Origin of the sequence: Limosilactobacillus fermentum (assembly GCF_013394085.1) — a bacterium.
GTDB classification, from domain to species: Bacteria; Bacillota; Bacilli; order Lactobacillales; family Lactobacillaceae; genus Limosilactobacillus; species Limosilactobacillus fermentum.
Window position 1 is genome coordinate 221,710 of sequence record NZ_CP040910.1, and the last position, 25,024, is coordinate 246,733.

The 25,024-nt window shown below is 49.0% G+C and carries 15 protein-coding genes, 3 tRNA genes, 3 rRNA genes and 6 pseudogenes; 17 read left to right on the forward strand and 10 right to left on the reverse strand.

Annotated elements, in window-relative coordinates; translation table 11 throughout:
• Positions 1-227: 227 nt before the first annotated feature.
• The 6 genes from FG166_RS01035 to FG166_RS01060 all read left to right on the forward strand — a co-directional run bounded on the left by FG166_RS01035 (position 228) and on the right by FG166_RS01060 (position 5,440).
• Positions 228-1,803: ribosomal RNA gene (locus tag FG166_RS01035) — 16S ribosomal RNA — on the forward strand.
• 89 nt (positions 1,804-1,892) lie between these two features.
• A tRNA-Ile gene (locus FG166_RS01040) sits at positions 1,893-1,966 on the forward strand.
• A 4-nt stretch (positions 1,967-1,970) separates the two neighbouring features.
• Positions 1,971-2,043 (forward strand) — tRNA-Ala (locus FG166_RS01045).
• A 152-nt stretch (positions 2,044-2,195) separates the two neighbouring features.
• Positions 2,196-5,119 (forward strand): 23S ribosomal RNA (locus FG166_RS01050).
• A gap of 65 nt (positions 5,120-5,184) precedes the next feature.
• Positions 5,185-5,301: ribosomal RNA gene (gene rrf, locus FG166_RS01055) — 5S ribosomal RNA — on the forward strand.
• The 16S, 23S and 5S rRNA genes sit together here with 3 tRNA genes alongside, the layout of an rRNA operon.
• Positions 5,302-5,367: 66 nt before the next feature.
• Positions 5,368-5,440: transfer RNA gene (locus tag FG166_RS01060), tRNA-Thr, on the forward strand.
• A gap of 277 nt (positions 5,441-5,717) precedes the next feature.
• Here the strand turns inward: FG166_RS01060 and FG166_RS01065 are convergent.
• Positions 5,718-6,857, reverse strand: a complete 1,140-nt coding sequence (locus FG166_RS01065) for an IS30 family transposase (RefSeq protein WP_178958848.1) — start codon at positions 6,855-6,857, stop codon at positions 5,718-5,720.
• A gap of 140 nt (positions 6,858-6,997) precedes the next feature.
• Between FG166_RS01065 and FG166_RS01070 the strand changes: the two genes are divergently transcribed.
• The 3 genes and pseudogenes from FG166_RS01070 to FG166_RS09730 all read left to right on the forward strand — a co-directional run.
• Entirely contained in the window at positions 6,998-7,696 is a 699-nt protein-coding gene (locus FG166_RS01070) for a helix-turn-helix domain-containing protein (protein ID WP_178958850.1), read from the forward strand.
• On the forward strand, positions 7,633-8,541 hold the full coding sequence (locus FG166_RS01075) for an IS3 family transposase (protein ID WP_178958877.1): 909 nt from the start codon (positions 7,633-7,635) through the stop codon (positions 8,539-8,541). Before FG166_RS01070 ends, FG166_RS01075 begins: the two co-directional genes overlap by 64 nt.
• 49 nt (positions 8,542-8,590) lie before the next feature.
• Positions 8,591-8,752 (forward strand): annotated as a pseudogene (locus FG166_RS09730) (IS30 family transposase); the annotation flags it as partial.
• Positions 8,753-8,797: 45 nt separating this feature from the next.
• Here FG166_RS09730 and FG166_RS01080 read toward each other — a convergent pair.
• Both FG166_RS01080 and FG166_RS01085 read right to left on the reverse strand, forming a co-directional pair.
• Entirely contained in the window at positions 8,798-10,726 is a 1,929-nt protein-coding gene (locus FG166_RS01080) for a sugar MFS transporter (RefSeq protein ID WP_370530683.1), read from the reverse strand.
• 92 nt (positions 10,727-10,818) lie between these two features.
• Complete coding sequence (locus FG166_RS01085; RefSeq protein WP_003684235.1) at positions 10,819-11,805, reverse strand: LacI family DNA-binding transcriptional regulator; 987 nt, start codon at positions 11,803-11,805, stop codon at positions 10,819-10,821.
• 280 nt (positions 11,806-12,085) lie between these two features.
• Between FG166_RS01085 and FG166_RS01090 the strand changes: the two are divergent.
• Positions 12,086-13,068, forward strand: a pseudogene (locus tag FG166_RS01090) (IS30 family transposase).
• Here the strand turns inward: FG166_RS01090 and FG166_RS01095 are convergent.
• Both FG166_RS01095 and tnpA (FG166_RS01100) read right to left on the reverse strand, forming a co-directional pair.
• A pseudogene (locus FG166_RS01095) lies at positions 13,063-13,509 on the reverse strand (helix-turn-helix domain-containing protein); the annotation flags it as partial. The pseudogenes FG166_RS01090 and FG166_RS01095 overlap by 6 nt on opposite strands.
• Positions 13,509-13,907, reverse strand: coding sequence for an IS200/IS605 family transposase (gene tnpA / locus FG166_RS01100; RefSeq protein WP_178958879.1), 399 nt, complete (start codon positions 13,905-13,907; stop codon positions 13,509-13,511). The pseudogene FG166_RS01095 and the gene tnpA (FG166_RS01100), both read right to left, overlap by 1 nt.
• Before the next feature lie 191 nt (positions 13,908-14,098).
• On the opposite strand from tnpA (FG166_RS01100), the gene FG166_RS01105 reads away from it, so the two are divergent.
• From FG166_RS01105 to FG166_RS01125, 5 genes and pseudogenes are all read left to right on the forward strand, one after another.
• Positions 14,099-14,755, forward strand: coding sequence for a nitroreductase (locus FG166_RS01105; protein ID WP_003684234.1), 657 nt, complete (start codon positions 14,099-14,101; stop codon positions 14,753-14,755).
• A 14-nt stretch (positions 14,756-14,769) separates the two neighbouring features.
• Positions 14,770-15,504, forward strand: a complete 735-nt coding sequence (locus FG166_RS01110) for an alpha/beta fold hydrolase (RefSeq protein ID WP_226557738.1) — start codon at positions 14,770-14,772, stop codon at positions 15,502-15,504.
• Between the two features lie 20 nt (positions 15,505-15,524).
• Positions 15,525-16,433: an SDR family oxidoreductase gene (locus FG166_RS01115; protein WP_241008374.1), complete on the forward strand. Its 909-nt coding sequence runs from the start codon at positions 15,525-15,527 to the stop codon at positions 16,431-16,433.
• 85 nt (positions 16,434-16,518) lie between these two features.
• Positions 16,519-17,207 (forward strand): annotated as a pseudogene (locus FG166_RS01120) (aldo/keto reductase).
• Between the two features lie 62 nt (positions 17,208-17,269).
• Entirely contained in the window at positions 17,270-17,464 is a 195-nt protein-coding gene (locus FG166_RS01125; protein WP_035431276.1) for a CsbD family protein, read from the forward strand.
• Between the two features lie 226 nt (positions 17,465-17,690).
• Here the strand turns inward: FG166_RS01125 and FG166_RS09490 are convergent.
• The 3 genes and pseudogenes from FG166_RS09490 to tnpA (FG166_RS01140) form a co-directional block, all read right to left on the reverse strand.
• Positions 17,691-17,957, reverse strand: a pseudogene (locus FG166_RS09490) (aldo/keto reductase); the annotation flags it as partial.
• Between the two features lie 62 nt (positions 17,958-18,019).
• Positions 18,020-19,306, reverse strand: coding sequence for an ISL3 family transposase (locus FG166_RS01135; protein ID WP_042513914.1), 1,287 nt, complete (start codon positions 19,304-19,306; stop codon positions 18,020-18,022).
• 203 nt (positions 19,307-19,509) lie between these two features.
• Entirely contained in the window at positions 19,510-19,965 is a 456-nt protein-coding gene (gene tnpA / locus FG166_RS01140) for an IS200/IS605 family transposase (RefSeq protein WP_178958852.1), read from the reverse strand.
• Positions 19,966-20,038: 73 nt separating this feature from the next.
• Here tnpA (FG166_RS01140) and FG166_RS01145 point away from each other — a divergent pair.
• Both FG166_RS01145 and FG166_RS01150 read left to right on the forward strand, forming a co-directional pair.
• Positions 20,039-21,292 (forward strand): annotated as a pseudogene (locus FG166_RS01145) (RNA-guided endonuclease InsQ/TnpB family protein).
• A 244-nt stretch (positions 21,293-21,536) separates the two neighbouring features.
• On the forward strand, positions 21,537-22,103 hold the full coding sequence (locus FG166_RS01150; RefSeq protein WP_035431319.1) for a cadmium resistance transporter: 567 nt from the start codon (positions 21,537-21,539) through the stop codon (positions 22,101-22,103).
• Positions 22,104-22,154: 51 nt separating this feature from the next.
• Here FG166_RS01150 and FG166_RS01155 read toward each other — a convergent pair whose 3' ends face one another.
• Both FG166_RS01155 and FG166_RS01160 read right to left on the reverse strand, forming a co-directional pair.
• Entirely contained in the window at positions 22,155-22,946 is a 792-nt protein-coding gene (locus tag FG166_RS01155) for a DMT family transporter (RefSeq protein ID WP_003684301.1), read from the reverse strand.
• Between the two features lie 501 nt (positions 22,947-23,447).
• Positions 23,448-24,986: an LPXTG cell wall anchor domain-containing protein gene (locus tag FG166_RS01160; RefSeq protein ID WP_003684287.1), complete on the reverse strand. Its 1,539-nt coding sequence runs from the start codon at positions 24,984-24,986 to the stop codon at positions 23,448-23,450.
• Positions 24,987-25,024: the final 38 nt, after the last annotated feature.

A 25,024-nucleotide genomic window follows, 5' to 3' on the forward strand; every position in this document is an offset into this window, starting at 1 on the left:
GCTCAAAAAGTTAATTCAAATTAACTCTTGACAGTTAAAATGTTAACTGATATACTAAATAAGTTGATTATACACCTTGTGAGTTAATCAACGGTAGACCTTTGAAAACTGAATAATGTTTCGACGAATCAAATGTGTAGGGTCCTTGATCTGATGATCGAGGCAAAAAAACATTTGCGAAGTCAATTCGCTTAATTTATTAAAAAGAGCTATTCAAGCTTCTTATTTTATATGAGAGTTTGATCCTGGCTCAGGATGAACGCCGGCGGTGTGCCTAATACATGCAAGTCGAACGCGTTGGCCCAATTGATTGATGGTGCTTGCACCTGATTGATTTTGGTCGCCAACGAGTGGCGGACGGGTGAGTAACACGTAGGTAACCTGCCCAGAAGCGGGGGACAACATTTGGAAACAGATGCTAATACCGCATAACAACGTTGTTCGCATGAACAACGCTTAAAAGATGGCTTCTCGCTATCACTTCTGGATGGACCTGCGGTGCATTAGCTTGTTGGTGGGGTAACGGCCTACCAAGGCGATGATGCATAGCCGAGTTGAGAGACTGATCGGCCACAATGGGACTGAGACACGGCCCATACTCCTACGGGAGGCAGCAGTAGGGAATCTTCCACAATGGGCGCAAGCCTGATGGAGCAACACCGCGTGAGTGAAGAAGGGTTTCGGCTCGTAAAGCTCTGTTGTTAAAGAAGAACACGTATGAGAGTAACTGTTCATACGTTGACGGTATTTAACCAGAAAGTCACGGCTAACTACGTGCCAGCAGCCGCGGTAATACGTAGGTGGCAAGCGTTATCCGGATTTATTGGGCGTAAAGAGAGTGCAGGCGGTTTTCTAAGTCTGATGTGAAAGCCTTCGGCTTAACCGGAGAAGTGCATCGGAAACTGGATAACTTGAGTGCAGAAGAGGGTAGTGGAACTCCATGTGTAGCGGTGGAATGCGTAGATATATGGAAGAACACCAGTGGCGAAGGCGGCTACCTGGTCTGCAACTGACGCTGAGACTCGAAAGCATGGGTAGCGAACAGGATTAGATACCCTGGTAGTCCATGCCGTAAACGATGAGTGCTAGGTGTTGGAGGGTTTCCGCCCTTCAGTGCCGGAGCTAACGCATTAAGCACTCCGCCTGGGGAGTACGACCGCAAGGTTGAAACTCAAAGGAATTGACGGGGGCCCGCACAAGCGGTGGAGCATGTGGTTTAATTCGAAGCTACGCGAAGAACCTTACCAGGTCTTGACATCTTGCGCCAACCCTAGAGATAGGGCGTTTCCTTCGGGAACGCAATGACAGGTGGTGCATGGTCGTCGTCAGCTCGTGTCGTGAGATGTTGGGTTAAGTCCCGCAACGAGCGCAACCCTTGTTACTAGTTGCCAGCATTAAGTTGGGCACTCTAGTGAGACTGCCGGTGACAAACCGGAGGAAGGTGGGGACGACGTCAGATCATCATGCCCCTTATGACCTGGGCTACACACGTGCTACAATGGACGGTACAACGAGTCGCGAACTCGCGAGGGCAAGCAAATCTCTTAAAACCGTTCTCAGTTCGGACTGCAGGCTGCAACTCGCCTGCACGAAGTCGGAATCGCTAGTAATCGCGGATCAGCATGCCGCGGTGAATACGTTCCCGGGCCTTGTACACACCGCCCGTCACACCATGAGAGTTTGTAACACCCAAAGTCGGTGGGGTAACCTTTTAGGAGCCAGCCGCCTAAGGTGGGACAGATGATTAGGGTGAAGTCGTAACAAGGTAGCCGTAGGAGAACCTGCGGCTGGATCACCTCCTTTCTAAGGAATTAATCGGAAACCTACACATTGTCGAAACAGTGTTCAGTTTTGAGAGGTTTACTTCTCAAGATGATTTATCATCGCTTGTTGGGCCTATAGCTCAGTTGGTTAGAGCGCACGCCTGATAAGCGTGAGGTCGGTGGTTCGAGTCCACTTAGGCCCATCATGGGGAATTAGCTCAGCTGGGAGAGCACCTGCTTTGCAAGCAGGAGGTCATCGGTTCGATCCCGATATTCTCCATTGCTAGCCGCAAGGTTAGCGAGTTTGTACTTTGAAAACTAAATAATATCAATTTCTAATAAAATCAAGAAAACCGAGAACACCGCGTTATTTGAGTTTTTAACGAATTATAATCGCATACTCAACTAACTTGACTGATCTACGATCAGTAAGGTTAAGTTATGAAGGGCGCATGGTGAATGCCTTGGTACTAGGAGCCGATGAAGGACGGGACTAACACCGATATGCTTCGGGGAGCGGTAAGTACGCTTTGATCCGGAGATTTCCGAATGGGGAAACCCAATCATCTTAGTCGATGATTACTTGAGCAGTGAATTCATAGCTGCCAAGAGGTAGACGCAGTGAACTGAAACATCTTAGTAGCTGCAGGAAGAGAAAGAAAATTCGATTCCCTGAGTAGCGGCGAGCGAAACGGGAAGAGCCCAAACCACTGAGCTTGCTCAGTGGGGTTGTAGGACTGAACTTTGGAGTTACCAAAGAATCAGGTAGTCGAAGTGGCTGGGAAGCCACACCAGAGATGGTGATAGTCCAGTAGACGAAACCTGGTTCTCTCCGTTCAGGATCCTGAGTACGGCGGGACACGTGAAACCCCGTCGGAATCCGCGAGGACCATCTCGCAAGGCTAAATACTCCCTAGTGACCGATAGTGAACCAGTACCGTGAGGGAAAGGTGAAAAGCACCCCGGGAGGGGAGTGAAATAGTTCCTGAAACCATGTGCCTACAAGCTGTCGGAGCCCGTTAATGGGTGACGGCGTGCCTCTTGCAGAATGAACCGGCGAGTCATGATTACGTGCAAGGTTAAGGTGGAAAAACCGGAGCCGCAGCGAAAGCGAGTCTGAAATGGGCGTATGAAGTACGTAGTTATGTACCCGAAACCAGGTGACCTACCCATGTCCAGGGTGAAGGTGCGGTAAAACGCACTGGAGGCCCGAACCCGTGTCTGTTGAAAAAGGCTGGGATGAGGTGTGGGTAGCGGTGAAATTCCAAACGAACTTGGAGATAGCTGGTTCTCTCCGAAATCTCTTTAGGGGGAGCCTCGGAATCGAGAATCTTGGAGGTAGAGCACTGTTTGGACGAGGGGCCCGTCATGGGTTACCGACTTCAGATAAACTCCGAATGCCAATGATTTATGTCCGGGAGTCAGACGATGAGTGATAAGATCCACCGTCGAAAGGGGAACAGCCCAGATCACCAGTTAAGGTCCCTAAATATATGCTAAGTGGAAAAGGATGTGGAGTTGCATAGACAACTAGGATGTTGGCTCAGAAGCAGCCATCATTTAAAGAGTGCGTAATAGCTCACTAGTCGAGTGATTCTGCGCCGAAAATGTACCGGGGCTAAGCATATTACCGAAACTGTGGATGTGTCCTTTTTGACACGTGATAGGAGAGCGTTCTAAGGGCGACGAAGTTAGACCGTGAGGACTAGTGGAGCGCTTAGAAGTGAGAATGCCGGTATGAGTAGCGAAAGACAGGTAAGAATCCTGTCCACCGAATGACTAAGGTTTCCTGGGGAAGGCTCGTCCTCCCAGGGTAAGTCGGGACCTAAGGCGAGGCCGAGAGGCGTAGTCGATGGATAACAGGTTGAGATTCCTGTACCAGTTAAATGCGTTTGAATGATGGAGGGACGCAGGAGGCTAAGCAAACCAGACGATTGGAAGTGTCTGGCCAAGCAGTAAGTCAGGTTTAGAGTCAAATGCTTTAAGCCGGGTTGACAAGCTGTGATGGGGAGCGAAATTAAAGTAGCGAAGTTGCCGATGTCACACTGCCGAGAAAAGCTTCTAGTGAGTATTTAACTGCCCGTACCGCAAACCGACACAGGTAGTCGAGGAGAGAATCCTAAGGTGAGCGAGTGAACTCTCGTTAAGGAACTCGGCAAAATGACCCCGTAACTTCGGGAGAAGGGGTGCTGGTCGCAAGACCAGCCGCAGTGAAAAGGCCCAGGCGACTGTTTATCAAAAACACAGGTTTCTGCAAAATCGTAAGATGAAGTATAGGGGCTGACGCCTGCCCGGTGCTGGAAGGTTTAAAAGGAAGAGTTAGCTTCGGCGAAGCCCTGAATTGAAGCCCCAGTAAACGGCGGCGTAACTATAACGGTCCTAAGGTAGCGAAATCCTTGTCGGGTAAGTTCCGACCCGCACGAAAGGCGTAACGATCTGGGCACTGTCTCAACGAGAGACTCGGTGGAAATTGAATTGCCTGTGAAGATGCAGGCTACCCGCGACAGGACGGAAAGACCCCAATGGAGCTTTACTGTAGCTTGATATTGAGTGTTTGTACTACTTGTACAGGATAGGTATGAGCCGTAGAAACACCGGGACGCTAGTTTCGCGGTGGAGGCCGTGGTGGGATACTACCCTTGTATTATGACCACTCTAACCCGCCCCACTGATCGGTGTGGGGAGACAGTGTCAGGTGGGCAGTTTGACTGGGGCGGTCGCCTCCCAAAGGTAACGGAGGCGCCCAAAGGTTCGCTCAGAATGGTTGGAAATCATTCGCAGATGTAAAGGCACAAGCGAGCTTGACTGCGAGACAGACAGGTCGAGCAGGGACGAAAGTCGGGCTTAGTGATCCGGTGGTTCCGCATGGAAGGGCCATCGCTCAACGGATAAAAGCTACCCTGGGGATACAGGCTTATCTCCCCCAAGAGTCCACATCGACGGGGAGGTTTGGCACCTCGATGTCGGCTCATCGCATCCTGGGGCTGTAGTCGGTCCCAAGGGTTGGGCTGTTCGCCCATTAAAGCGGTACGCGAGCTGGGTTCAGAACGTCGTGAGACAGTTCGGTCCCTATCCGTCGCGGGCGTAGGAAATTTGAGAGGACCTGTCCTTAGTACGAGAGGACCGGGATGGACATACCGCTGGTGTACCAGTTGTTCCGCCAGGAGCATCGCTGGGTAGCTATGTATGGATGAGATAAACGCTGAAAGCATCTAAGTGTGAAACTCGCCTCAAGATGAGATTTCCCATTCCTTTGGAAGTAAGACCCCACAGAGATGATGTGGTAGATAGGATGGAAGTGGAAGTGCGGTGACGCATGGAGCGGACCATTACTAATCGGTCGAGGACTTAACCAAGTCAGGTGTGAGGATTCTTGATAAGAAAAGATATTGTTTAGTTTTGAAAGCACAAGCTTTCAAAGTGTGGTGATGATGGCCTGAAGGATACACCTGTTCCCATGCCGAACACAGAAGTTAAGCTTCAGCACGCCAAAAGTAGTTGGGGGATCGCCCCCTGCGAGGATAGGACGTTGCCACGCAAACTTTGGAAAGAAAGTCTTTCCTTTCTCGGTGTCTTTTGATAGAATATTAAAAGATATTGATATGCTGACTTAGCTCAGTTGGCAGAGCAACGCACTAGTAATGCGTAGGTCGAAGGTTCGAATCCTTTAGTCAGCACTAGTAAGCTTTATAAAGCTCAACAAACCTTGATATATCAGCATTTAGCTAGATAATATCAAGGTTTAATTTTGTTTAATTAGGAATATAATGCACACGGCTGTGCACACAGAAAAAGTGTGTGTAATTAAATGCATCGAAAGAGAGCTGTATATACTGATATAATAGGCTCCACGCCTGGTTTTTTGTGTGCAAAATTATGTTTGAAATTGATATTGAATGGTATTCCTAAATTGCAAGATTAAGTGAACCACCCGGCCACGGGAGTGGCCGAGGTTTATACTGCTAATGTTTCAGGGCCAATTATCTTAAGTATTTCCTCTTCAAATCTGTCTAGAGAAGACTTACCACCAAGAATCTTTCTTGGGTAGGAGTTGAGCCTCAGGTTTGCTTGTTCAACGTCAAATTCACTGAACAATTGTAAACTGGTACCTTTAGTGATACTTCTACGAAGGAGCCGATTGTTGTTCTCGTTGGTCCCTCGTTGCCATGGCGAGTAAGCATCAGCATAGTATACTTGGTCAACTTCATTAGCGACCTCAAAGAACTCACTACCATTGTCTGGAGTGATTGTTTTAAAGATCTCGTCAAAGTAGTCACCTGTAAGCTCTTTGAGCTTGGTAATAACTCTAGAAACCGCATTAGGCGTTTTTGATGTGATCTTAAAAGCAAGGTTATACCTGGTAAGTCTCTCTGCGAGAACGAGAATTACTGGATCTTCAGCTGACTTTTTACCTTGAACGGTATCCATTTCCCAATGACCGAAAGTGGTGCGAGTTTCCACCTCTTTTGGTCGTTGGGAAATGTTCTTACCTGGCTGTTCACGCTTTGGAGTTCGACCATGTTTGGCCTTAGTACGCCGAGTTTTCTCTAGAAGGTCAATATTCTTCGTTCTTAGGAGTCCCTTATCAATCCAGTTGTAAATGGACCTTTCCGATGCGGGAAGCTTTACGTCGTCATTAACAAGCGATTCTGCAATCTTGAGCGCAGCGTAAGGTGAGCATTTTTGCGACTCTAATGATTCAAACTTGTCATGATCCTTAAAGTCAAATTCGCCCAACATAAGATCATCAAGCAAATTAATGATTTCAGGAGATGATTGATAAATTGGTGTTCTGCCACAGTTAGACCTGCTTTTTTCATAACGTTCTTGAGCCGTATAAGGGTCATAGTACTCCTTGTAGTAGCAGTAAACCTTACCGTTATTCGACTGTTTGGACATTTTGGTGACCATTCCTCGCTTAATCTCACGATCAATGGTCCCGTGAGCAACACCTATATACTGGGCAATCATTCGGTTAGAGTATTCAAGCTCTTTAAGCACAGAGATCTTAACACGATCATCGATCGTCAGGTGAGAACCTTTAGATCTAGTAGAAACATTAGTGTCTGTCGTGATATCATTTAAGTGCGTCATTGTACGTATCTCCTCATTTTGGTTTGGTCACTTAAAATGATACACGATACGTCACAATGACGTTTTTTATTTTGCCAATGACTGGCTAACCTCATTCTACAATTCGCCAATAAAAAGTGATGACTTTTGAGGCTATTTTTATGAAAATCACCTATTCAACGACTACCAAGCTTCGCTTATTAAGTCAATTTCAAAACGTTAACGAGTCACTCAAGGTTTTCGCTGATTATCACAATGTAGGTGCAGGGAGTTTAAAGCGTTGGATCCAGCAGTATCTAACTGGCGGATTGGCTAATTTAGAGCGCCCAGTACACAATCGCCGGTACCCTAAGAAGCTTAAGCTTCGTGCCGTCCGTGATTATCGAAATCACCGTCTTCCTACCAAAGAAATCCTATTAAAGTATGATATCTGTGGATTATCCCAACTTCGTAACTGGGTCATCCTTTACAATAATGGTAAAGAACCAGTAAGAAAGCGGGTGCGGAAGATGGGACGAAAGGTCTCGTATGACGAGAAAATCGAAATCGTTAAATGGGTCTTGAAGCATAATCATGACTACAAGCAAGCAGCGCAAAAGTTTGATATTACCTATTCCAGAGCGTATGCCTGGACGCAGAAATACGAGCAAGCAAACGATTGGACGGCCCTAAAGGACCGGCGTGGCAAGACCAGGGGTAGGCAACCAGCCGACCGTGAGGAACAGTTACTCAAAGAGATTCGGGACCTCAAAGCTAAATTACGTGAAAGAGAGGTTCAGATTGCCTTCTCAAAAAAATTGATCGAAATAAGCAACCGGGAGGTGAAGCGGCCAAACGATATCAAGCGGTTCAAGAAATGACCAGCAGTGGCGAGTACACAGTTAGTGAAACGGCCCGAGCTGCGGGAATCAGTCGGCAAGCGTATTACAAATGGTTAAATCGTAGATTATCGCTACGCGAACAGCAGGAAGGGGAAGTACTGGAGGAGATCAAGCGAATCGAAAAACGGCATCAAGATAGTGTTGGATACGATAAGATGGTTCGTCTATTGAATAAAGAGGGCCGATTAAGTTACAGAGTGGGAATTAAGCGGGTTAGCAGGATTATGAAAATTAATGGAATTCGGGCGGATTACCGGCAGCCAAAAAAGGACCGCCAGGGAGCAAAACAAACCTATCAAGATGAAAACCTACTAAATCGGCAATTTAAGCAAGAAAAGACGAATCAGGTTTGGGTAACAGATACAACAGAACTGACTTACGGGGCCGCTAATAAAGTCCGTCTACACGCCATCTTAGATCTATATGGACAAAGGCCAGCAGCATGGTTAATCTCACCAACGGAGACCAGTGAAGCCGCAATCAAAGTCTTTAACCAAGCCGCTAAGGCTAGTGGAACCACTCCAGAAATGATCCATACGGATCGTGGAGCGGCATATACGTCCGCCAATTACAACGAAGCTCTCCGTCAGGAGAAGGTAAGGCATAGCCTATCGGCGCCTGGGACACCAGCGGATAACGCCGTAATGGAACACTGGTGGGCAGATTTTAAAAGCATCTGGCTCGAGTATCGTCCAAAGGCGCAAACTCTAGCAGAGTTACAGGAACAGGTTCGTGCTGGAATAATGTACTTCACGAATCAGTTCATTTCCGCTAAAAGAAATGACCAAACCGTGGCGGAATATTACCACGATTTGGTCGGATAAGAAAAATTGTGTTTTCGTTTTTATAAGTGTCAACTTGACAGGGGATAGTACCAAAGGTACCAGTTTACAATTGTTCAGTGAATTTGACGTTGAACAAGCAAACCTGAGGCTCAACTCCTACCCAAGAAAGATTCTTGGTGGTAAGTCTTCTCTAGACAGATTTGAAGAGGAAATACTTAAGATAATTGGCCCTGAAACATTAGCAGTATAAACCTCGGCCACTCCCGTGGCCGGGTGGTTCACTTAATCTTGCAATTTAGGACTTATCTTTTTTAAGCGTTACCTTCATGATCGAATCCCCAAGTTTAACACTCCGCTGATCAACGGGGGCCAGGGGTTCTAATTCCTGTGGTTCGGTGTAGAAAACGACCACAGAATCTTCATAACCTTGGTCTTTAATTAAATCCCGGTTAAAGTCCATTAATAATTGACCGGTGTGGACTCGTTCACCCTCGCTGCAGTGGGTAACGAAGCCTTCACCCCGCATGTTAACCGTACCAACCCCAATGTGAATGATTGTCTTTAACCCCTGATCAGAAATCAGACCGATTAAGTGCTTGGTTGAGAAGAGAAAGACGACCGTCCCATCGAAAGGTGCGTAGACGTGACCACTCGCTGGTTGAATGGCAAAGCCAAGGCCCTTAAAGGGGTGCCCCTCGACCTGAACTTGATCTAAAGATATCAGATTCCCATCAACCGGCGCCAGTACCGTTGTCGTTCCCGTTGTTGCTGGTTCGGCTTCAACCGGGGTAAAGTCCGATTCACCCTCCGCCAACTTAGAGGTTAGTTCGTCCACAATCTCGGCGTGGGCCTTTTCGGATAGCTTAACCTTCCACAGGAAAATCACAACTGACAAGACAGCCAGGGCCAGTGGAATGTAAAAGGCTAAGCTGTTAAAGGTGGCGATCTTCTTGGCCGTCATGTCGGCAGCTGTGGCGGCGCCCGTCATCCCAGCGGCAATCACAATGTAGCCGACCAGTCCGTTGGAGAAGGCCCCGGTCAGGTTATCAATTAAGGGCCGAATGGACAAGATCACCGCTTCGTTCCGCTCCCCGTTCTTTAACTGGCCGTATTCAATTGCGTCAGTCATGGTTAAAATAGCCACCAGCTGGGCAAAGGTGAAGTAGTAAAGGACCAGGCCGATGATTAAGAGGGTCATGTTATCGTGGGCAAAGATAAAGATCAAATAAGCCACCATCATGCAGACCATCCCGACCGTGTACAGAACCTTGCGGGGGATGAACTTGTTAAGGACGGGGTAAAGGGGCGAGGTCAAAAAAGAAATGATCATTGCGGCCATCCCCACTACCCAGTAAGTACCCGGCCGGTTCAGGACAAACTTAAAGAAGTAGTAGAGAACCCCGGTGGTGATGGTGTTGGCCAGTGAGTACATAAAGTAAGCCAAGCAGGTCCAAAGCAGTTGATCATTGTGGGCCAGGGCCCGGGCAACGTCCTTAATGGTCGTCTTTCGGTTGGCTGAAGACCGAATCAAGTCGTCCTTTTCCGTGGTCCCCGTGATGACGAAGATCGCACAGATAATTGCCAACAGGCCGATGATGGTGGCGAAGGCGAACCAGCCCGGTCCCCCCTGGGTGTGCTTACCGGTAGTGAGGAAGGTGAAGTAGGTCACGACCGGCACCACGATGATCGTCAGTCCGTTCCAGCCGATGGAGCCGGCGAAGGTCCCCATCGAGGTGTAGACCGACCGTTCATGGCTGTCTTCACTTAAGGCTGGTACCATCCCCCAGTAGGAGACGTCAGCAAAGGCGTAAAAGACGTCCATGATGATGAAGATCAGGGCAAAGACAATCGCGTACAGGAGCCAGTTAACCTTGATTAAGCCAAAGAAACCCGTAAAGAGGGTCACGAACAGGACCGATGAAATCAGGGTCCCGGCTAAGAGCCAGGGTTTAAACTTTCCCCAGCGGCTCTTGGTGTTATCAACCACGTTCCCCAGCAGGGGGTTAACGAAAATTTCGGCAATCCGAATGATCACGATTAGGCTGGTGATCATCCCGATTAAGCGATCGGCAATTTGGCTGGAGACCCCCGTGAACATCACTGAGGTCACGAAGACAATAAAGTAATTTGATAGGGCCCCGTAAAAGGCGGCGTGGCCCAAGTTTCCCATTCCAAAGGCAAACTTGGGGTACCAATTATTTTTCGGTTTTGCGTTCAATGTTATCCACCTCTTCGTTAGATTTGTAACCGGTTACATTTATCATAACAAATTAGGATGGCATAACCCGCGCTGAGGCCAGAAATATTCTTGCTAAATTAATTTACCTGCTTGGGAAAGGACTTGCGAAAGACCAGTTCTAGGTCGACAAACTGATGGATATGGGACCGGTGCGGGTGGTTAATGGCATCCTGCAGGGTTTGAATCGTTAAGCGGACCACCGTCGCCTGGTCGATCCGGTAAGTGGTCAACGGTGGCGACAGGTAGGAAGCGATGTCGGAGTCGTTGATTGAAATTAAGACCGTGTCGGCGGGGACGTTAACCCGGGCCTCATTAAAGGCTTGGAGGAGACCCACACTGAGGGTGTCAGAAGCAACAATGAAGGCAATCGGCAACTTTTCTTCCTGCAAAACCGCCTGACCTAGCTGATGGCCAGTTTGAATCGTGAAGTTTTCGCCCACGTAGCTCAGCTTCTCCAGGTGATCCCGGTTAACCAGCAGCTCGTATTCTAACTGGCGCGGGTCCGGCTGACCCTTCGACCCGATTGCCCCGACGAAGGCGATTCGGTAATAGCCCCGCTCCCGTAAACGCTGATAGGCGTCATCGATTGCTAAGCGGAGGTTGGGCTGGACGGAATCAAAGGATTGCGGGGCCGGGTTGACGTCAATGAAGACGCCGGCCGGAATCTTTTGGTGTAGCTTTTCCAGTTGGGCATCCGTTGATTTTTCGTAGCCGACCGCGATGAAGCCCTGGTAAGTCGACCGGTCCGCTAACAGATCGGTAAGGTTGTGGAAGGTTGAAACGTGGAAGTCGGACTCGTCTAAGGCCTTCCCAATCAGGTCCACCAGTTGCTCATAGTAGCGGTCGTGGAGGTGCTCGGTGGGGTTAATCAGGATCAGGAGGGCAATCTTAGCGGAGATCCGGACGTTGGGGTTATTCTTCCAGTAGCCCATTTCATTTGCGACCTGGAGGATCTTATCCTTGGCCTCGGTCGAAATCGATAAACTTGTGTCATCCGATAGCAGGCGGGAAACCGTTGACTGGGAATACCCGGCTGCCTTGGCAATGTCTTTAATGGCGACCATTTCGCCACCTCCTCTGACATATTTCCATTCATCTTAGCATAGGTTACAGGCCGATTTAGTAAACTGACGGGAAAATAAATTTAGTAAATAATTGTAGAGTGTGAAATAAAAGGGCTGAGGGAATCCCCCAGCCCTTTTTAATTCTGGCAGATTGTAAAATTTAAGTTGAACATTTAAGTGGGGCGAATTTACAATTGAAATGCAACACAAAGTAAAAAAATAAACCCATACCGGGTAGAATATGTTTAACGACCAAATCAAACAATTTGAGGTATCCGGTATGAGCTATAAACATCTTACTATAAAAGAACGTGAAATACTTATGTTTTTACGAGCTAAGGGGTTATCTATCCGGGCTGTTGCGTTACGGCTGGGGCGAAATCCAAGCACTATTTCACGGGAGTTAAAACGTTGTGCAGGTAATTATTCCCCAAGCAAAGCAGATAATGACTATCATCAAAAGCGGCAGAATTGTCACAAGAAGCGGCTATTAGACAGCCATCCACAATTACTCAAATTGTTCATTACATCTTAGATCTGCACTGGTCACCAGAGCAGATTACCGCTCGCTTTAATAAGGAACATCAATGGTGTGTTAGCTACAACACAATTTACCGTCATATCTATCAACACAATTTAGGTGAAAAGTACTCCTCACGTGGTGATACCGGTATTCAGCGCCATCTCAGACATAAACATCGGACCCGGCATTCAAAGAATACTAGACGACATCGAGAAGTACAGACCGACTATATCTCGATCCATGAGCGCCCTGGTTTTATCAACCAGCGTCAACGTATAGGTGACTGGGAAATTGATACTGTGATTGGTCGAACGGGTCACTCCATCCTTTTAACGGTTGTCGATCGGCTTAGTCGGCTTACGCTTATCAAAAAGGTTGTGCAAAAGGACTCGCAGGAGATAAATAAAGGCTTAGTTGAACTGTTAGGGGCCATTCCTAAAGAATTTGTTCATTCTATTACACCAGATCATGGGATCGAATTTCTTCATCTTGATGAAATCAGCGAAAGGTTAGGTGTTACTGCCTATTGGCCCGATCCATATTCGCCTGAACAGCGTGGAACAAATGAGAATACAAATGGATTAATCCGGGAATATTTTCCCAAGCGAACAGATATTGATAATTATACAGAACAGGACGTTGAACACTGCCAAAAGCAGTTAAATCAACGTCCTCGCAAAGTGTTAAACTATGAAACCCCATATGAAGTATTTTTTGACAAACCGTTGCACTTAGTTTGACAATTCGCCTGGCAAACGTCCTGATCGAAAGTAAACTACCCCTAATTTAGGCAACTTAATATGGTGATTGTCAATCACTTTAATGTTGTGGTTAACACATTTCGAGTTATAGCTCTGTGCATACTTTCGTGACTTAAAGTGTGGAAACTTATTTTGCCCTTTAAAAAAACGCTGAAAGGCGTCGGCTAGATTGCAATTAGCGCTTTGCAAGGATGTTGATTCTGCTTGCTTCAACCAGGGATATTCTTCTTTTAATCGTTTTAGAAGATTGTTCATGCCAAAGGCATTGACAAACTTGGCGTCTGGATTGTTCTTTCGCCGCTCAATTTGCATATTAAGCATCTGATTCCACACAAAACGAGCGCAACCGAAGGTTTGCATTAAACGGTCACGTTGCTCGGAATTAGGATATATACGCATTTTCACGGCTTTAAGAACCATTACTTTCTCCCTTGACTTTTAATGTACTTTTTTACTACTTCTAACGGTGCACCACCAGTACTAATTAAACAATAGCTTTGGGTCCAAAAAGCGGATTCCCACAACTGACGCTTAATTTCTGGAAATAGTTTCTTAACCATTCGAGAACTTGATGATTTATAAGCGTTCAGGAACTTAGCCATCTCCGTATGCGGTGTTGCGCGGAACAAGACATGAACATGGTCAATATCATGGTTCCACTCTTGAAGATTAATACCATAAGACTGACCAACTACTACAAAACGATGTTTCAGATACTCAGATATTTCATCGTTAATGACTTTACGCCGATATTTAACAACCATTACTAAATGATAATTGAGTAGATATACTGAGTGCTGATTTCTATCTAATTCTATTGTTATCACCACGATCCTTTAACATATACTAAATATACCATAGCGCAAAAGAAAAAGCACTATCGTGCTTTAAGGAGGCGATTCATCCCCCACTTGTCGAAGTGGGGGTATTCTCGCCAATTATGGATAAAGCAAATTGGGCTTAGAATAACCTGATAACGTAAAGAAGTAAAGCATTTCGGAGGTGGATTATGCAAGTTGAAGACGCCCTTAAATCCCGCCATGCGGTACGGGATTTTACCGACCAACCCGTTGCAAAAGAAACGATCCAAGAAATCGTGCGCTTAGCTCAGCAAACGCCGTCCTGGGTCAACTCCGAGCCCTGGCGGGTGTACGCGGCGACCGGCCAGTCGCTGACCCAAATTCGCCAGGGGTGTTTAGACCTGGCCGCCCAAAAGGTGGCAACCAACCCGGACCTTAAAACGATGAGCCGGGACGACTGGGACGCCCGGCCGCAAAAACTGATGAAGGACTGGGGTCACGACCTGGTGCATTCCTTTACCGACTTTGACGAGGCCCACACGGTGATGACCGGGGCCAGCGACGCCTTGAATAACGCCCCGGCGATTCTCTTCGTCACGATCCCTAAGCAAACGCCGGACTGGGCGATCCTAGACGCCGGGGCCTTCATGCAAAGCCTCTTGCTGGCGGCGACGGCCAAGGGGTTGGGGTCGATTCCAACCTACAACAGCGTCCGCTACCCGCAGGTGGTCCGCCAAGTACTGGGGATCCCGGAAACAGAGCGGCTCCTGGTCGGGGTCGAGCTCGGCTACGAAAGCTCGGCCAAGGTCAATGCCTTTCGGGCCCAGCGCCCGGACCTCAGTGATGTTTTAGAAATTTCAGAATAGGGGCGATTACTATCATCCAATACAAAACCGTTAACGTCGACGGCCTCGACGTCTTTTACCGTGAAGCGGGCGACCCAAGTAAGCCGGCCTTTGTCCTCTTGCACGGCTTCCCGTCGTCATCGAGTATGTTTCGCAATCTAATGCCGCTGTTGGCCCGTGATTTCCACGTGCTGGCGCCGGATTTGATCGGTTTTGGTAACTCGGCAGCGCCCAGTCGCGAATCGTTTGAGTATACCTTTGAGAACCTGACCAAGAACGTGGCCGGCTTCTTAGCCGCGCTCAAGGTCGACCAATACTTTTTGTATGTCTTTGATTACGGAGCCCCGATCGGGTTTCGCCTGGCGATGCGCCAGCCAGAGCGGGTGCTGGGCATCGTCAGCCAAAACGGCAATATCTATCAAGAAGGGCTGGGGCCGAAGTGGGCAGAACGGGCTAAGTACTGGGCCAATCCAACCCCGGAACCGCGGGCGCAATACGAAAGCGCCTTTGCCCCGGAGACGATTAAGGGCCAGTATTTGACCGGCGAAAAGCCCGGTACGGTCGGCCCGGATGGCTATTCCTTAGACATCGCCCACACCACGGAGCCGGGTTACGCCGAGCGCCAAGACGACCTGATCTTCGATTACCAGACCAACGTCGCCTTGTACCCGCAGTTTCAAGACTATGTCCGCCAGTACCAGCCGGAAAACCTGGCGGCTTGGGGCAAAAACGACCCCTCTTTTATCTACCCGGGGGCACCAAGGTCTTAATTGCGACCGGCCTGGCCGCCATGGCACGTTTAAAGGCCGCCCATCAGCAGCTGAAGGAGGTCGCCACGGCGTTGAGCACGACCCCGGAAGAGGTGGTCGCCGCCGCTAGCGACCTGCTGGCCAAAAACAAGGCCCTCAAAAAGCAACTTAAGGCCGCTACCAAAGCGCTAATGGCCCAGCAGGCGGCGCAGGTGCTGGCCAGTGGCCAACAAGTCAACAAGGTCCATATTGAAAGCGCCGGCGACATTTCGGTGTTGGCGCCGTTAGTCCTAAAGGGGGCTGGCGAAGAAACGCTCCTGTGGGCCAAGCTCCAGGCGGTGGTGGATGAAATCAAGGCCGCCGGGGGCCAAGCTAGCTACCGGACTGTTGACGTCACCGACTTGCAAAGCGTCAAGGACTTGGTGGCGGCCGCCCAAGCAGAATTTGGTGGCCTCGACGTCATCTACAATAACGCCGGGATCATGCCGAACTCGCCGATGAGCGAGGTCTGGGTTGACGAGTGGAACGCCATGATTGAGATCGATTTAAAGGGGGTCTTAAACGGGATTGCGGCGGTCTTGCCGGTCTTTAAGGCCCAAAAGCACGGCCACATCATCGCCACCTCCTCCGTGGCCGGGGTGAAGAATTACGTCGGTTCCGGGGTCTACGGGGCCGCCAAGTGGGGCGTGCGCAACGCCATGGAGGTCACCCGGATGGAGAGCGCCAACGAAGGCACCAACATCCGCTGCACGACCCTGTGCCCGGCCGCCATTGATACCGAGCTTCTTGATCACATCGGCTTTGAAACGACGGCCGCAAATATGAAGGCCTTTTACAAGCAGCACGCCCTGAGCCCGGAAGCGATCGCCCGGGTGGTTAACATCGCCGTCGATCAGCCCGCCGAAGTCGACATCAGCGAAGTGATAATTTACCCGACCAACCAGGCTTAATTAACCGGCCGGCGCCCCCATGATGTTGCTTGACCTCAAGTTAGGTTCAGGTGCTATCATAAGGCCAACAAAGGGGGCGTTTAAAATGGAAAACGTAAGGTTAAATAACGGGATAACGGCGCCGATCTTGGGCTTTGGGACCTACCAGATTAGCCCTAGCCAAACCAAGGCCGCCGTGGCTGAGGCCCTTAAGCTGGGCTACCGCAGCATCGACACCGCCCAGTACTACCGCAACGAAGCCGGGGTCGGGGCGGCGGTTAAAGAAAGCGGCCTTCCCCGCGAAGAGTTATTCATCACCACTAAGGCGATGACGACCGGCTACCGGGCCACCAAGCTGGGATCGACAATTCCCTCACTGAGGCCGGGCTGGACTACTTTGACTTGATGCTGATCCACTGGCCGATGCAAGACGACCTGGGGACTTACCGGGCGCTGGAGGAAGCCTACCAGGCCGGTAAGCTCCGTTCGATCGGCGTTAGCAACTTTAACCGCGCGCAACTAGGTGAAATCATGGCCAACTTCCAAACGGTACCGGTACTAAAGGACCTGGCCGCTAAGTACGACCACACCACCGCCCAGGTGATGCTACGTTATTTGACCCAGCGCCAGATCATGGTGATCCCGCGCTCAACTAATCCGGCCCACATGGCCGCCAACATCAACATCTTTGACTTTGCCCTAACCGCAGCCGACCTCGCCCGGGTGCAAGCCCTCGACGAGAAGTTCTCGCTTTCCGGCTGGCCGTCCAGCATGACCTTGGACGAAGATTACTAATGTGTTATAATTGGATAAATGATGTAAGAAGTAGCGGATCACAACTGAGGAGGAATTTTATCATGTCAGATAATGGAAAAGTAGATAAAATCAAGGGCACAGTAAAAGAGACCGCAGGCGATGTTACTGACGACAAGAAGCTGAAGGCCAAGGGGATCTTAGATAAAACCGTCGGCAAGGTAAAAGAAGCCGCAGAAGACGTGAAGGACACTGCGGAAGGTGTCGCTAAGGACATCAAGGAAAAATTTGATAAGTAATCTTAAAAATCAGGGGTAACCAAGGACGCTGAATGTGGTACACTGAAGGCATTATCAAGATGCAAAAGTGTGTCATAGGGGGTTACCTCCAGATACAGCAAAAGTCCGGTGCGTTGGTGCTTTCTAGCCAGCAAGCCGGCTTGGGCGCCCCCATCGGCGCCTTTTTTATTTCCGAATTTACTTGACCTCAAGTTAACTTCAGGTGCTAGGTTGATGATAACGGATGGTTGAAGTAGACCTTGGAGGCCAAAACAACTTGGTCGCGGGCGACGTCTTTAAGCGCCCGGCCCAGGTATTCTTCGCTGGTCCCGTAGGAGTAGACGTTGGCGGTGTCAAAGAAGTTAATTCCGGCGTCGAAGGCGTGGTGGATGATGCGATCGCTCGCTTGTTCATCCAAGGCCTAGGAGTGGGTGGAGCCGTCGCCAAAGCTCATGCAGCCCAGGCAGAGTTTAGAGACTTGAATGTCGGTGTTGCCAATTGTTGCGTATTCCATGGTTATTTCCCCTATCAATTTAATTAATATGGCTCTTTGTCAAATCCTGTTGATGGGTCATTTTAGGCGGCGGCCGGTGCTTGCACCTGGCGCCGCCTTTTTTCAGCTTCCGTTCCCATTTGATGCAATCGGATCCGGGCGATGAAATGACCAAAGTTAGTAAAGCCATATGCCGTCCGTTGAATTAACTTGATCATGCGGTTGATCCCCTCAACCCGACCGTTTGAGTACGGTAATACGGTTGCGTTGTACACTCCTTCGCTGTTCTTACGGAGGGTCTTAAGAACCGTTTGGAACGGCGCTGGCACGTCCCATTTGGTGAACAAGAGGTCCATTAATTGGTCAACATCGTGCTCTTCAAGAGCGGTCATGGCGCCCTGTAAGAGTTCATAACCGGCCGCTAACTGGGGATCAAGGTCCAGACCAATTCCCACCCGTTCAGCCATCGTTACCTTTTGTCGTAAGTGGCGATCATAGTACTCCTTAGTGTAGTTAAGCGATGTGCTTTTAAGTAAGTACAGTCGCCACGAATTCTTCAATGCCCGATACTCACGCGTATTAGGGTCGAATTGCTTCATTACTGCGACCCGGACTTGGTTAAACGCCCGCGTAAGCATTGAAACGATGTGGAATCGATCCACAACCAGCTTTGCGTTTGGGAAGTAGCGGCGTACAAGGCCTTGATAGTAACTGTTTAAGTCTGTCGAGACTGATTTGACTCGTTTGCGCTCTTTTAGCGAGAATCGATCAAAGTAATGCGTAATACTACTCTTAAGCCGATCAGGGAGAATTTGGTAGATTTGTGAGGTATCATTATCAACGATAATGAAGCAATACTTCCCCTGCGGACCACGGAACTCATCAATGGCAATATTAGTGGGTAAAGTGCGACTATTAAAGCGAAGGAGCGCTTGATCACTGTCTAGGAGGCGGCCAATGGTACTAGGTGACACACCGGTAAACTTAGACACGTCCTTTTGAGAGACATTACTTTCAAGCATCGTAAGTGCCTTGTGTTTAACTGCTTTGGCAATGGAACAGTATTTATCAACGACGTTGGTCTTCGCCATGAACGAATCTTGGCAATTCTTACATCTCAGGCGTTGCTTACCGATCCGCAACATGGTGGGACAACTTTCGTTAATTGAGAGGTACTTAATGGTTTGGTAAGAATGGCCATTCTTGATGAAGGTATCCGCAAAGCCGCAATGTGGGCACCGATCCAATTTAAGCGAGACCGTCCCAATGAAGACCTGCGTCTCCCATCCGTCATTATTTTCAAAGACAACGTCTGTGAAATGAAGATTGGGGTCTTTAATTTGAAGGATATTTTTAATATAATCAGTCATAAGGTCACACCTCTTACTTTCTGGAATTTGCGTGGTAGTTAATGATCAGAATTTTAAGGCTGGTGGGGCCTTTTTTTGTGCCCTCAAAACCAAAAAATCCTGTCAACGAATCACCACTATGGTAATCCATCAACAAGATTTAGTGTAGAGCCATTAATATTAGCCGGAAATCCCGTGACTTTAGTCATGGGATGGATAGGTCACTATTGAGCCCCTTTATGGGGCTTTTTATTTGTTTCTGTATATTTTTGGTCATTGATATATTTCTCGACAACTTCTTTGCTCATATTGCCCAATGTACTCATATAGTAACTCGGCGACCAAAGATGACCGCCCCAATATTGGCTACATCGTATTTCTGGATGATTCTGTAAAAAAATATAGGCACTACGTCCTTTGAGCGCCTTAATGGCACTAGCCGGAGCTTTGCTTGGCGGAAAACTGATCAGCATATTAATGTGATCCGGCATGACTTCCATCTTTTCGATTACGATGTCATTGTCATCTGCAACTTGCTGCAAGATAGCTTTTATTTCGTTAGCTAAGACCTCGGTTGTAAAAGTCTGATTGCGATACTTAGTTACCAAGATCAAATGATAATGGAAATTATAGATATAACGACGAGTATAAATGGCATCTTTGATTTTTTCTTTAGTCATAATATGCTCTCCTTTGTTAATGCATTGACATCATGATATAATGTTATCATATCAATAAAGGAAGTGAAATCAAATGAAGTCAATGGCAAAAAATGAAATATCATTATGGCCTAAAAATGCGCTGCTATCCTAGTGACCAACAAAAAAGCAGTTGATTAAAATCAACAGTGACGCTAGTCGCTTTATCTATAACGAAATGGTTGCGATCAATAAGGAACTGATGCAGCTTCGCAGAGTTAAGCTACCGATTGACATAGTTCAGGATCGTATTAAGCAACTAACTATGCGCCAAAACGCTAAGCAAATGTCTAATCACTATCAATTCTTAGAAGATAAACGAATTGATAGTTTGACGAAAGCTAATGCCATTCAGAACTATCGAAAAGCTTGGAATGCTTTTCGGAAGGTTCACGCTACTGGCGTTCCCAAATTTCATCGAAAGAGTTATCACTGGCGGTATCAAACCAATTGTCAATACCCGGGGCAAAAAAATGCGTTGCTAACTAACGGTACAGTCTGTTTTCTAGATAATAGTCATGTCAAAGTACCTAAAATAGGACTGTTACGTGTTGCCGGTTCCCAAGCACGGCTTTTGAAAAGAATATGCGAGACTAGAATTGGTACCGTGACGTTGACTAAAGATTCAGCGGATCGCTTCTTTTTATCAATGCAGTTAGCTTCAGATGAATCTTTTGTTAAAGTGTCCAAAGCTACTCATGGACATGTTGGAATTGATCTTAATACTGATAACTTCTTAACCGACAGTGAAGGCAACATAGTTCCTAATCCACGATATTACCGCACTATTAAAGGCAAATTAGCCAAAGAACAGCGCATTTTATCTAGACGGCAACAACGTGCAAAAAAAGAACATCGTTCTTTACGAGATAGTAAAAATTATCAAAAACAGCGCTTGTTAGTCGCTAAACTCCATGCCAAGGTAATGAACCAAAGGCATAATTTTCTCCAACAAATTTCTACCGCATTAATCAAGAACCACGATTTAGTAGTAGCCGAGGAGTTGCGTAGCAAGAATTTGCTTAAAAATCATGCTTTGGCACTTAGTATTTCTGACGTTGGCTGGCGAACATTTCTTGGCATGTTGGCTTATAAAGCAAAGCTTTATGGGCGTCAATTTATCACAATCAACCCAAGAAATACTACCCAAACATGTCGCGATTGTGGCTTTGTAATGGGCACTAATGGGACGGACAAACTAACATTAGATGATAGAAACTGGACTTGTCCTAATTGTGGTATTCACCATATTCGTGACTGGAACGCAGCTAAAAACATTCTTGATAAGGGAATAGCTAAACTAGCCTAGCTTATCTGTCCCTATGGCAACCTGGGGACATAAAAGGCGTTGGTAATTAGACGACCGCTGTTTGATTACAATTTCAGTTGGTCAAATAAGTTGTCCCTATCTACGCAAATTGTGGTTCGAAATCCGTGATGATATTCGGCTCACAAGCCACTGACTTTAGTCAGTGGTGGTTGACTGATTATTATACCCTTGTCATTTGCCGGTTGGTCAGGAATAATGAAGGGGAATGAGAGGAGCGAAGGAATTGAATATTTGGCTGTTGACGGTCACCTTTTTAGCGGTGAACCTTGACTTTTTTGTGTTACTGCTGTTTTTATTGAAGAAATTCTCGGTCCGCCAGGTGGTGGTCGGCTACTTGAGCGGGGTGGTCTTGCTCTTGGTGGCCAGCTTCTTGGCCGGTAAGGTCTTAGCCCAGTTTTTGCCGGAGTGGTTGCTCGGGGTACTGGGGGTCTTGCCGATCTACATGGCCCTTCACGACGAGGATGATGACGACAAGGCCGAACTAACGACCGCCCACGGCACCTGGCAGGTCTTAGCTACCTACCTGGCCGTTTGTGCGGGCTGTAACCTATCGATTTTCTTGCCGGTCGTGGCCGGCGAATCAGTGGCGGTCTTTGGCCGAGCTTTGTTATACCTGGGCGCCCTGACGATCTTGGTGGTCTTTTTAGTTAAGGCCGTTGAACGTCAGGCCACGGTGACCAAGCTAATTGACCGTTACGGCGAATGGCTGATGAAGCTGAGCTACATTGGGGTCGGGCTCTACGTCTTTTACGACTCGGGGCTGGTGACCCATTTGCTTAAATTAATTTAAAACAACGCCCCGTGGAAAGGAACTCCAGCGGGGCGTTGCTATTTTAATTATTTAATCTGCAAAGCGAATCGAAACCCAAATACTAGTGGCGACCAAGACCAGTCCCAGCAAAAAGGACCAGGTGATTTGTTCGCCCAGGCACAGCCAGCCCAGCAGGGAGCCAACGACGGGTTGGAATAAGAAGTACAGGCCCGAGGTGGCGGCGTTAAGCATTTGGACGCCCCGGTTCCACAACACGAAAGCCAGGGCCGTCGAAATTAAACCGAGGTACAAAAAGGAACCGCCGATCGACAGGCTGATGAGCCGGTAGTGGCCAAAGGTGGTCGCCCAGTGGCTAAGCACGTGAGGCGTTAAGCAACCGACGGCGATGTCCGCATCGATGGTCGTGACCTGAAGCACGCTGTAGTGAGGGTTGATTAATTTGACGAGCACCGACATTAAGGCCCAGGTTAAGGCCGCAATTACTAGTAGTAACATGCCCAATCCGCTCCCCTGCACGTTAACGCCGACGATGGCGAGCACGCCGAGGGTGGCCAGAGTTAGGGAAAGTAATTTGACCTTGGTGAGCCGTTCTTTTAACAGGAGCCAGGCAAAGATGACCATAAAAGTCGGGGTTGCCGCTGTGATGACGGAAGCGGCCTGAGCCGAAGCGTGCAGGGTCCCCGTTTCTTGGGTGACGATCGACAAGGTGTTGCCAATCAAGCCCGCCCAAATGATCAGGGCGCCGTTTCGTTTATCCCAGTGCCAGGGTTGGTGCTTAATGAGATTAAACGCCATGAGGGCAATGGTGGCGACAAGGTAGCGCTCCCACACTAATTCGATTGGCGGGACGGTCCCGACCACATTTTTTGTGGCCCGGCTTGTTAGGTGAGTTACCGTGCCCTTCTGTTACTTAATAAGCAAAAAACGCCCGCCCCATCAAAACTGACGGAACGGGCGTTTTTCATTTGGGGAGGTTGGGTCGCACTTCCAATAACGTGCTCCCCAACTGCAGGCCTAGTGGCTAAGTACAGGCAAAGAACACCGCCGGGGGCGACAACCATTTGCCTTAGCTTAGCCCACGGCCTGCTTAATGGTTGGTCCACACTTCCAATAACGTGCTCCTCAACCGTAGGTCTAGTGGCTAAGTCCGGCCACAGAACGGCCACAGAACACCGCGTACCGCGCTAACCTGTGCCCTATCCTTAGCCCACGACCTGCCAATGGTTGGTCCGCACTTCCAACAACGTGCTCCCCAACCACGGGCCTAGTATCTAAGTACGGGCGAAGAACGGTGCCCAAGCACCAACCTTCGCCCTAGCTTAGCTATACGGCCCGTCGAGAAGGTTGGTCCGCACTCCTTTATTAAGCGTGCTTCCGCTTCATCATTGGGTAGATCCCCAGCGTTAAGATGGCTAAACCAAGGGCAACCAGGGCGCTTTGGTTTTCGTTACCAGTTTGTGGCAGGGTCTTAGCAGTGGTTGAAGAAGCAGGGGTGCTAGACGTTGCCTTCTTAGTGGTAGCCGGAGTTGCGACAACGGCGCTAGTTACCGTGGTCGTTGAAGCGCTAGAAGCCACGTTGGAAGTGGCGGTGGCGGCACTAGAAGCGGAGTTAGTTGCTGAAGAAGCAGCGGAACCTGCGCTAGATGCGGTAGAGGAAGCGGAAGATGCAGCGCTGGAGGCTGGCGTTACCACCACGATGTTTTGGGCGGACTTGAGTTCAGCTTGGGCGCTGGTTAAAGCGGCGTTGGCACTGTCCAAGTTAGCCTTAGCAGTTGCCAAGACAGCGTCAGCGGCGGATTGGGCAGCTTGAGCGCTAGTCAAAGCGGCTTGAGCGGTGCTGTTAGCAGCTTGGGCGCTGGTCAGGTTGGTAGCAGCGCTCGTGGCAACAACGGCGGCGTCGGAAGCAACCGTAGCGGCGGCAGTGGCAGCAGAAGCGGCGTTAGAAGCAACTTGGGCAGCAGAAGCGGCGTTGGTTTCAGCCGTGCTTAAAGCAGCTTGGGCGCTGGTCAGGGCAGCGTCGGCGTCAGACTTAGCAGCCAACAAGCCGTTGAAGATGGTGGTATCAACGTCTAAGAGGGCCTTTTCGTGCATGATTGGCATTAATGGCATGACACTCGAGATGTCTATCGTCATGGCCAGGGTGTAGGAAGTGGCCGGGTCGGCAGTAAAGGTGATGTTGGCGGAGTCTTTGCCAGTCTTGGTGAAGGTGGCGTCTACCCCGTTGTAGCTAACTTCTTTTAGGAACTTCAGCCCGCTGGTCAGCGGAATGGTGATTTGAACTTGGCCGCTAGGGAGGAGCTTAACGATCGCCGTCTTAGTGGCAAAGTATTGTTGAGCGGCAGAAGCTTGGGTTGGGTCACTGGAATTCATCAGGTTGGCGGTTACCGTTTGGCCTGCTTCAGCGGAAGCCACCGCGCTGTCAGCGTCAGATGCCTTAGCGGAGGCAGAGGCAACAGCGGATTGGGCGCTAACAACGGCTGCCGAAGTCATGGACTTAGCACGGCTAGTTGCGGCGGCGTTGGATTGGGCCTTAGCAAGGTTAGCATCGGCCGTGGACTTAGCGGTGGCAGCAGAGTCGGCGGCGGCTTGGGCATTTGCTACGGCTGAAGAAGTAGCAGCGGCACTAGCGGAAGCGGCGGCAGTCTTGGCAGCGGCGTCAAAAGCCGCCGTGGAAGCGGAGCCGTACGCTGCTTGGGCGGAAACAACGGCGGCGGAAGCGGAGTTCACCTTGGCTTGAGCGGAAGCGATCGCTGTGTCCTTGGTGGCGCTGGTCGTGGTGGTCACCGGTGCAGAGCTGGTGGTGTCGGCCTTAACCGTGGTGGTGTTGAATAGGGTAGTGGCTGCCAGGGCACCGGCGATGGCAGCGGTGGTAACCAAAGTATTTTTAACGTGTGAAGTCATGGACAAATCCTCCCGAATTGATCGATTATTAATTTTGA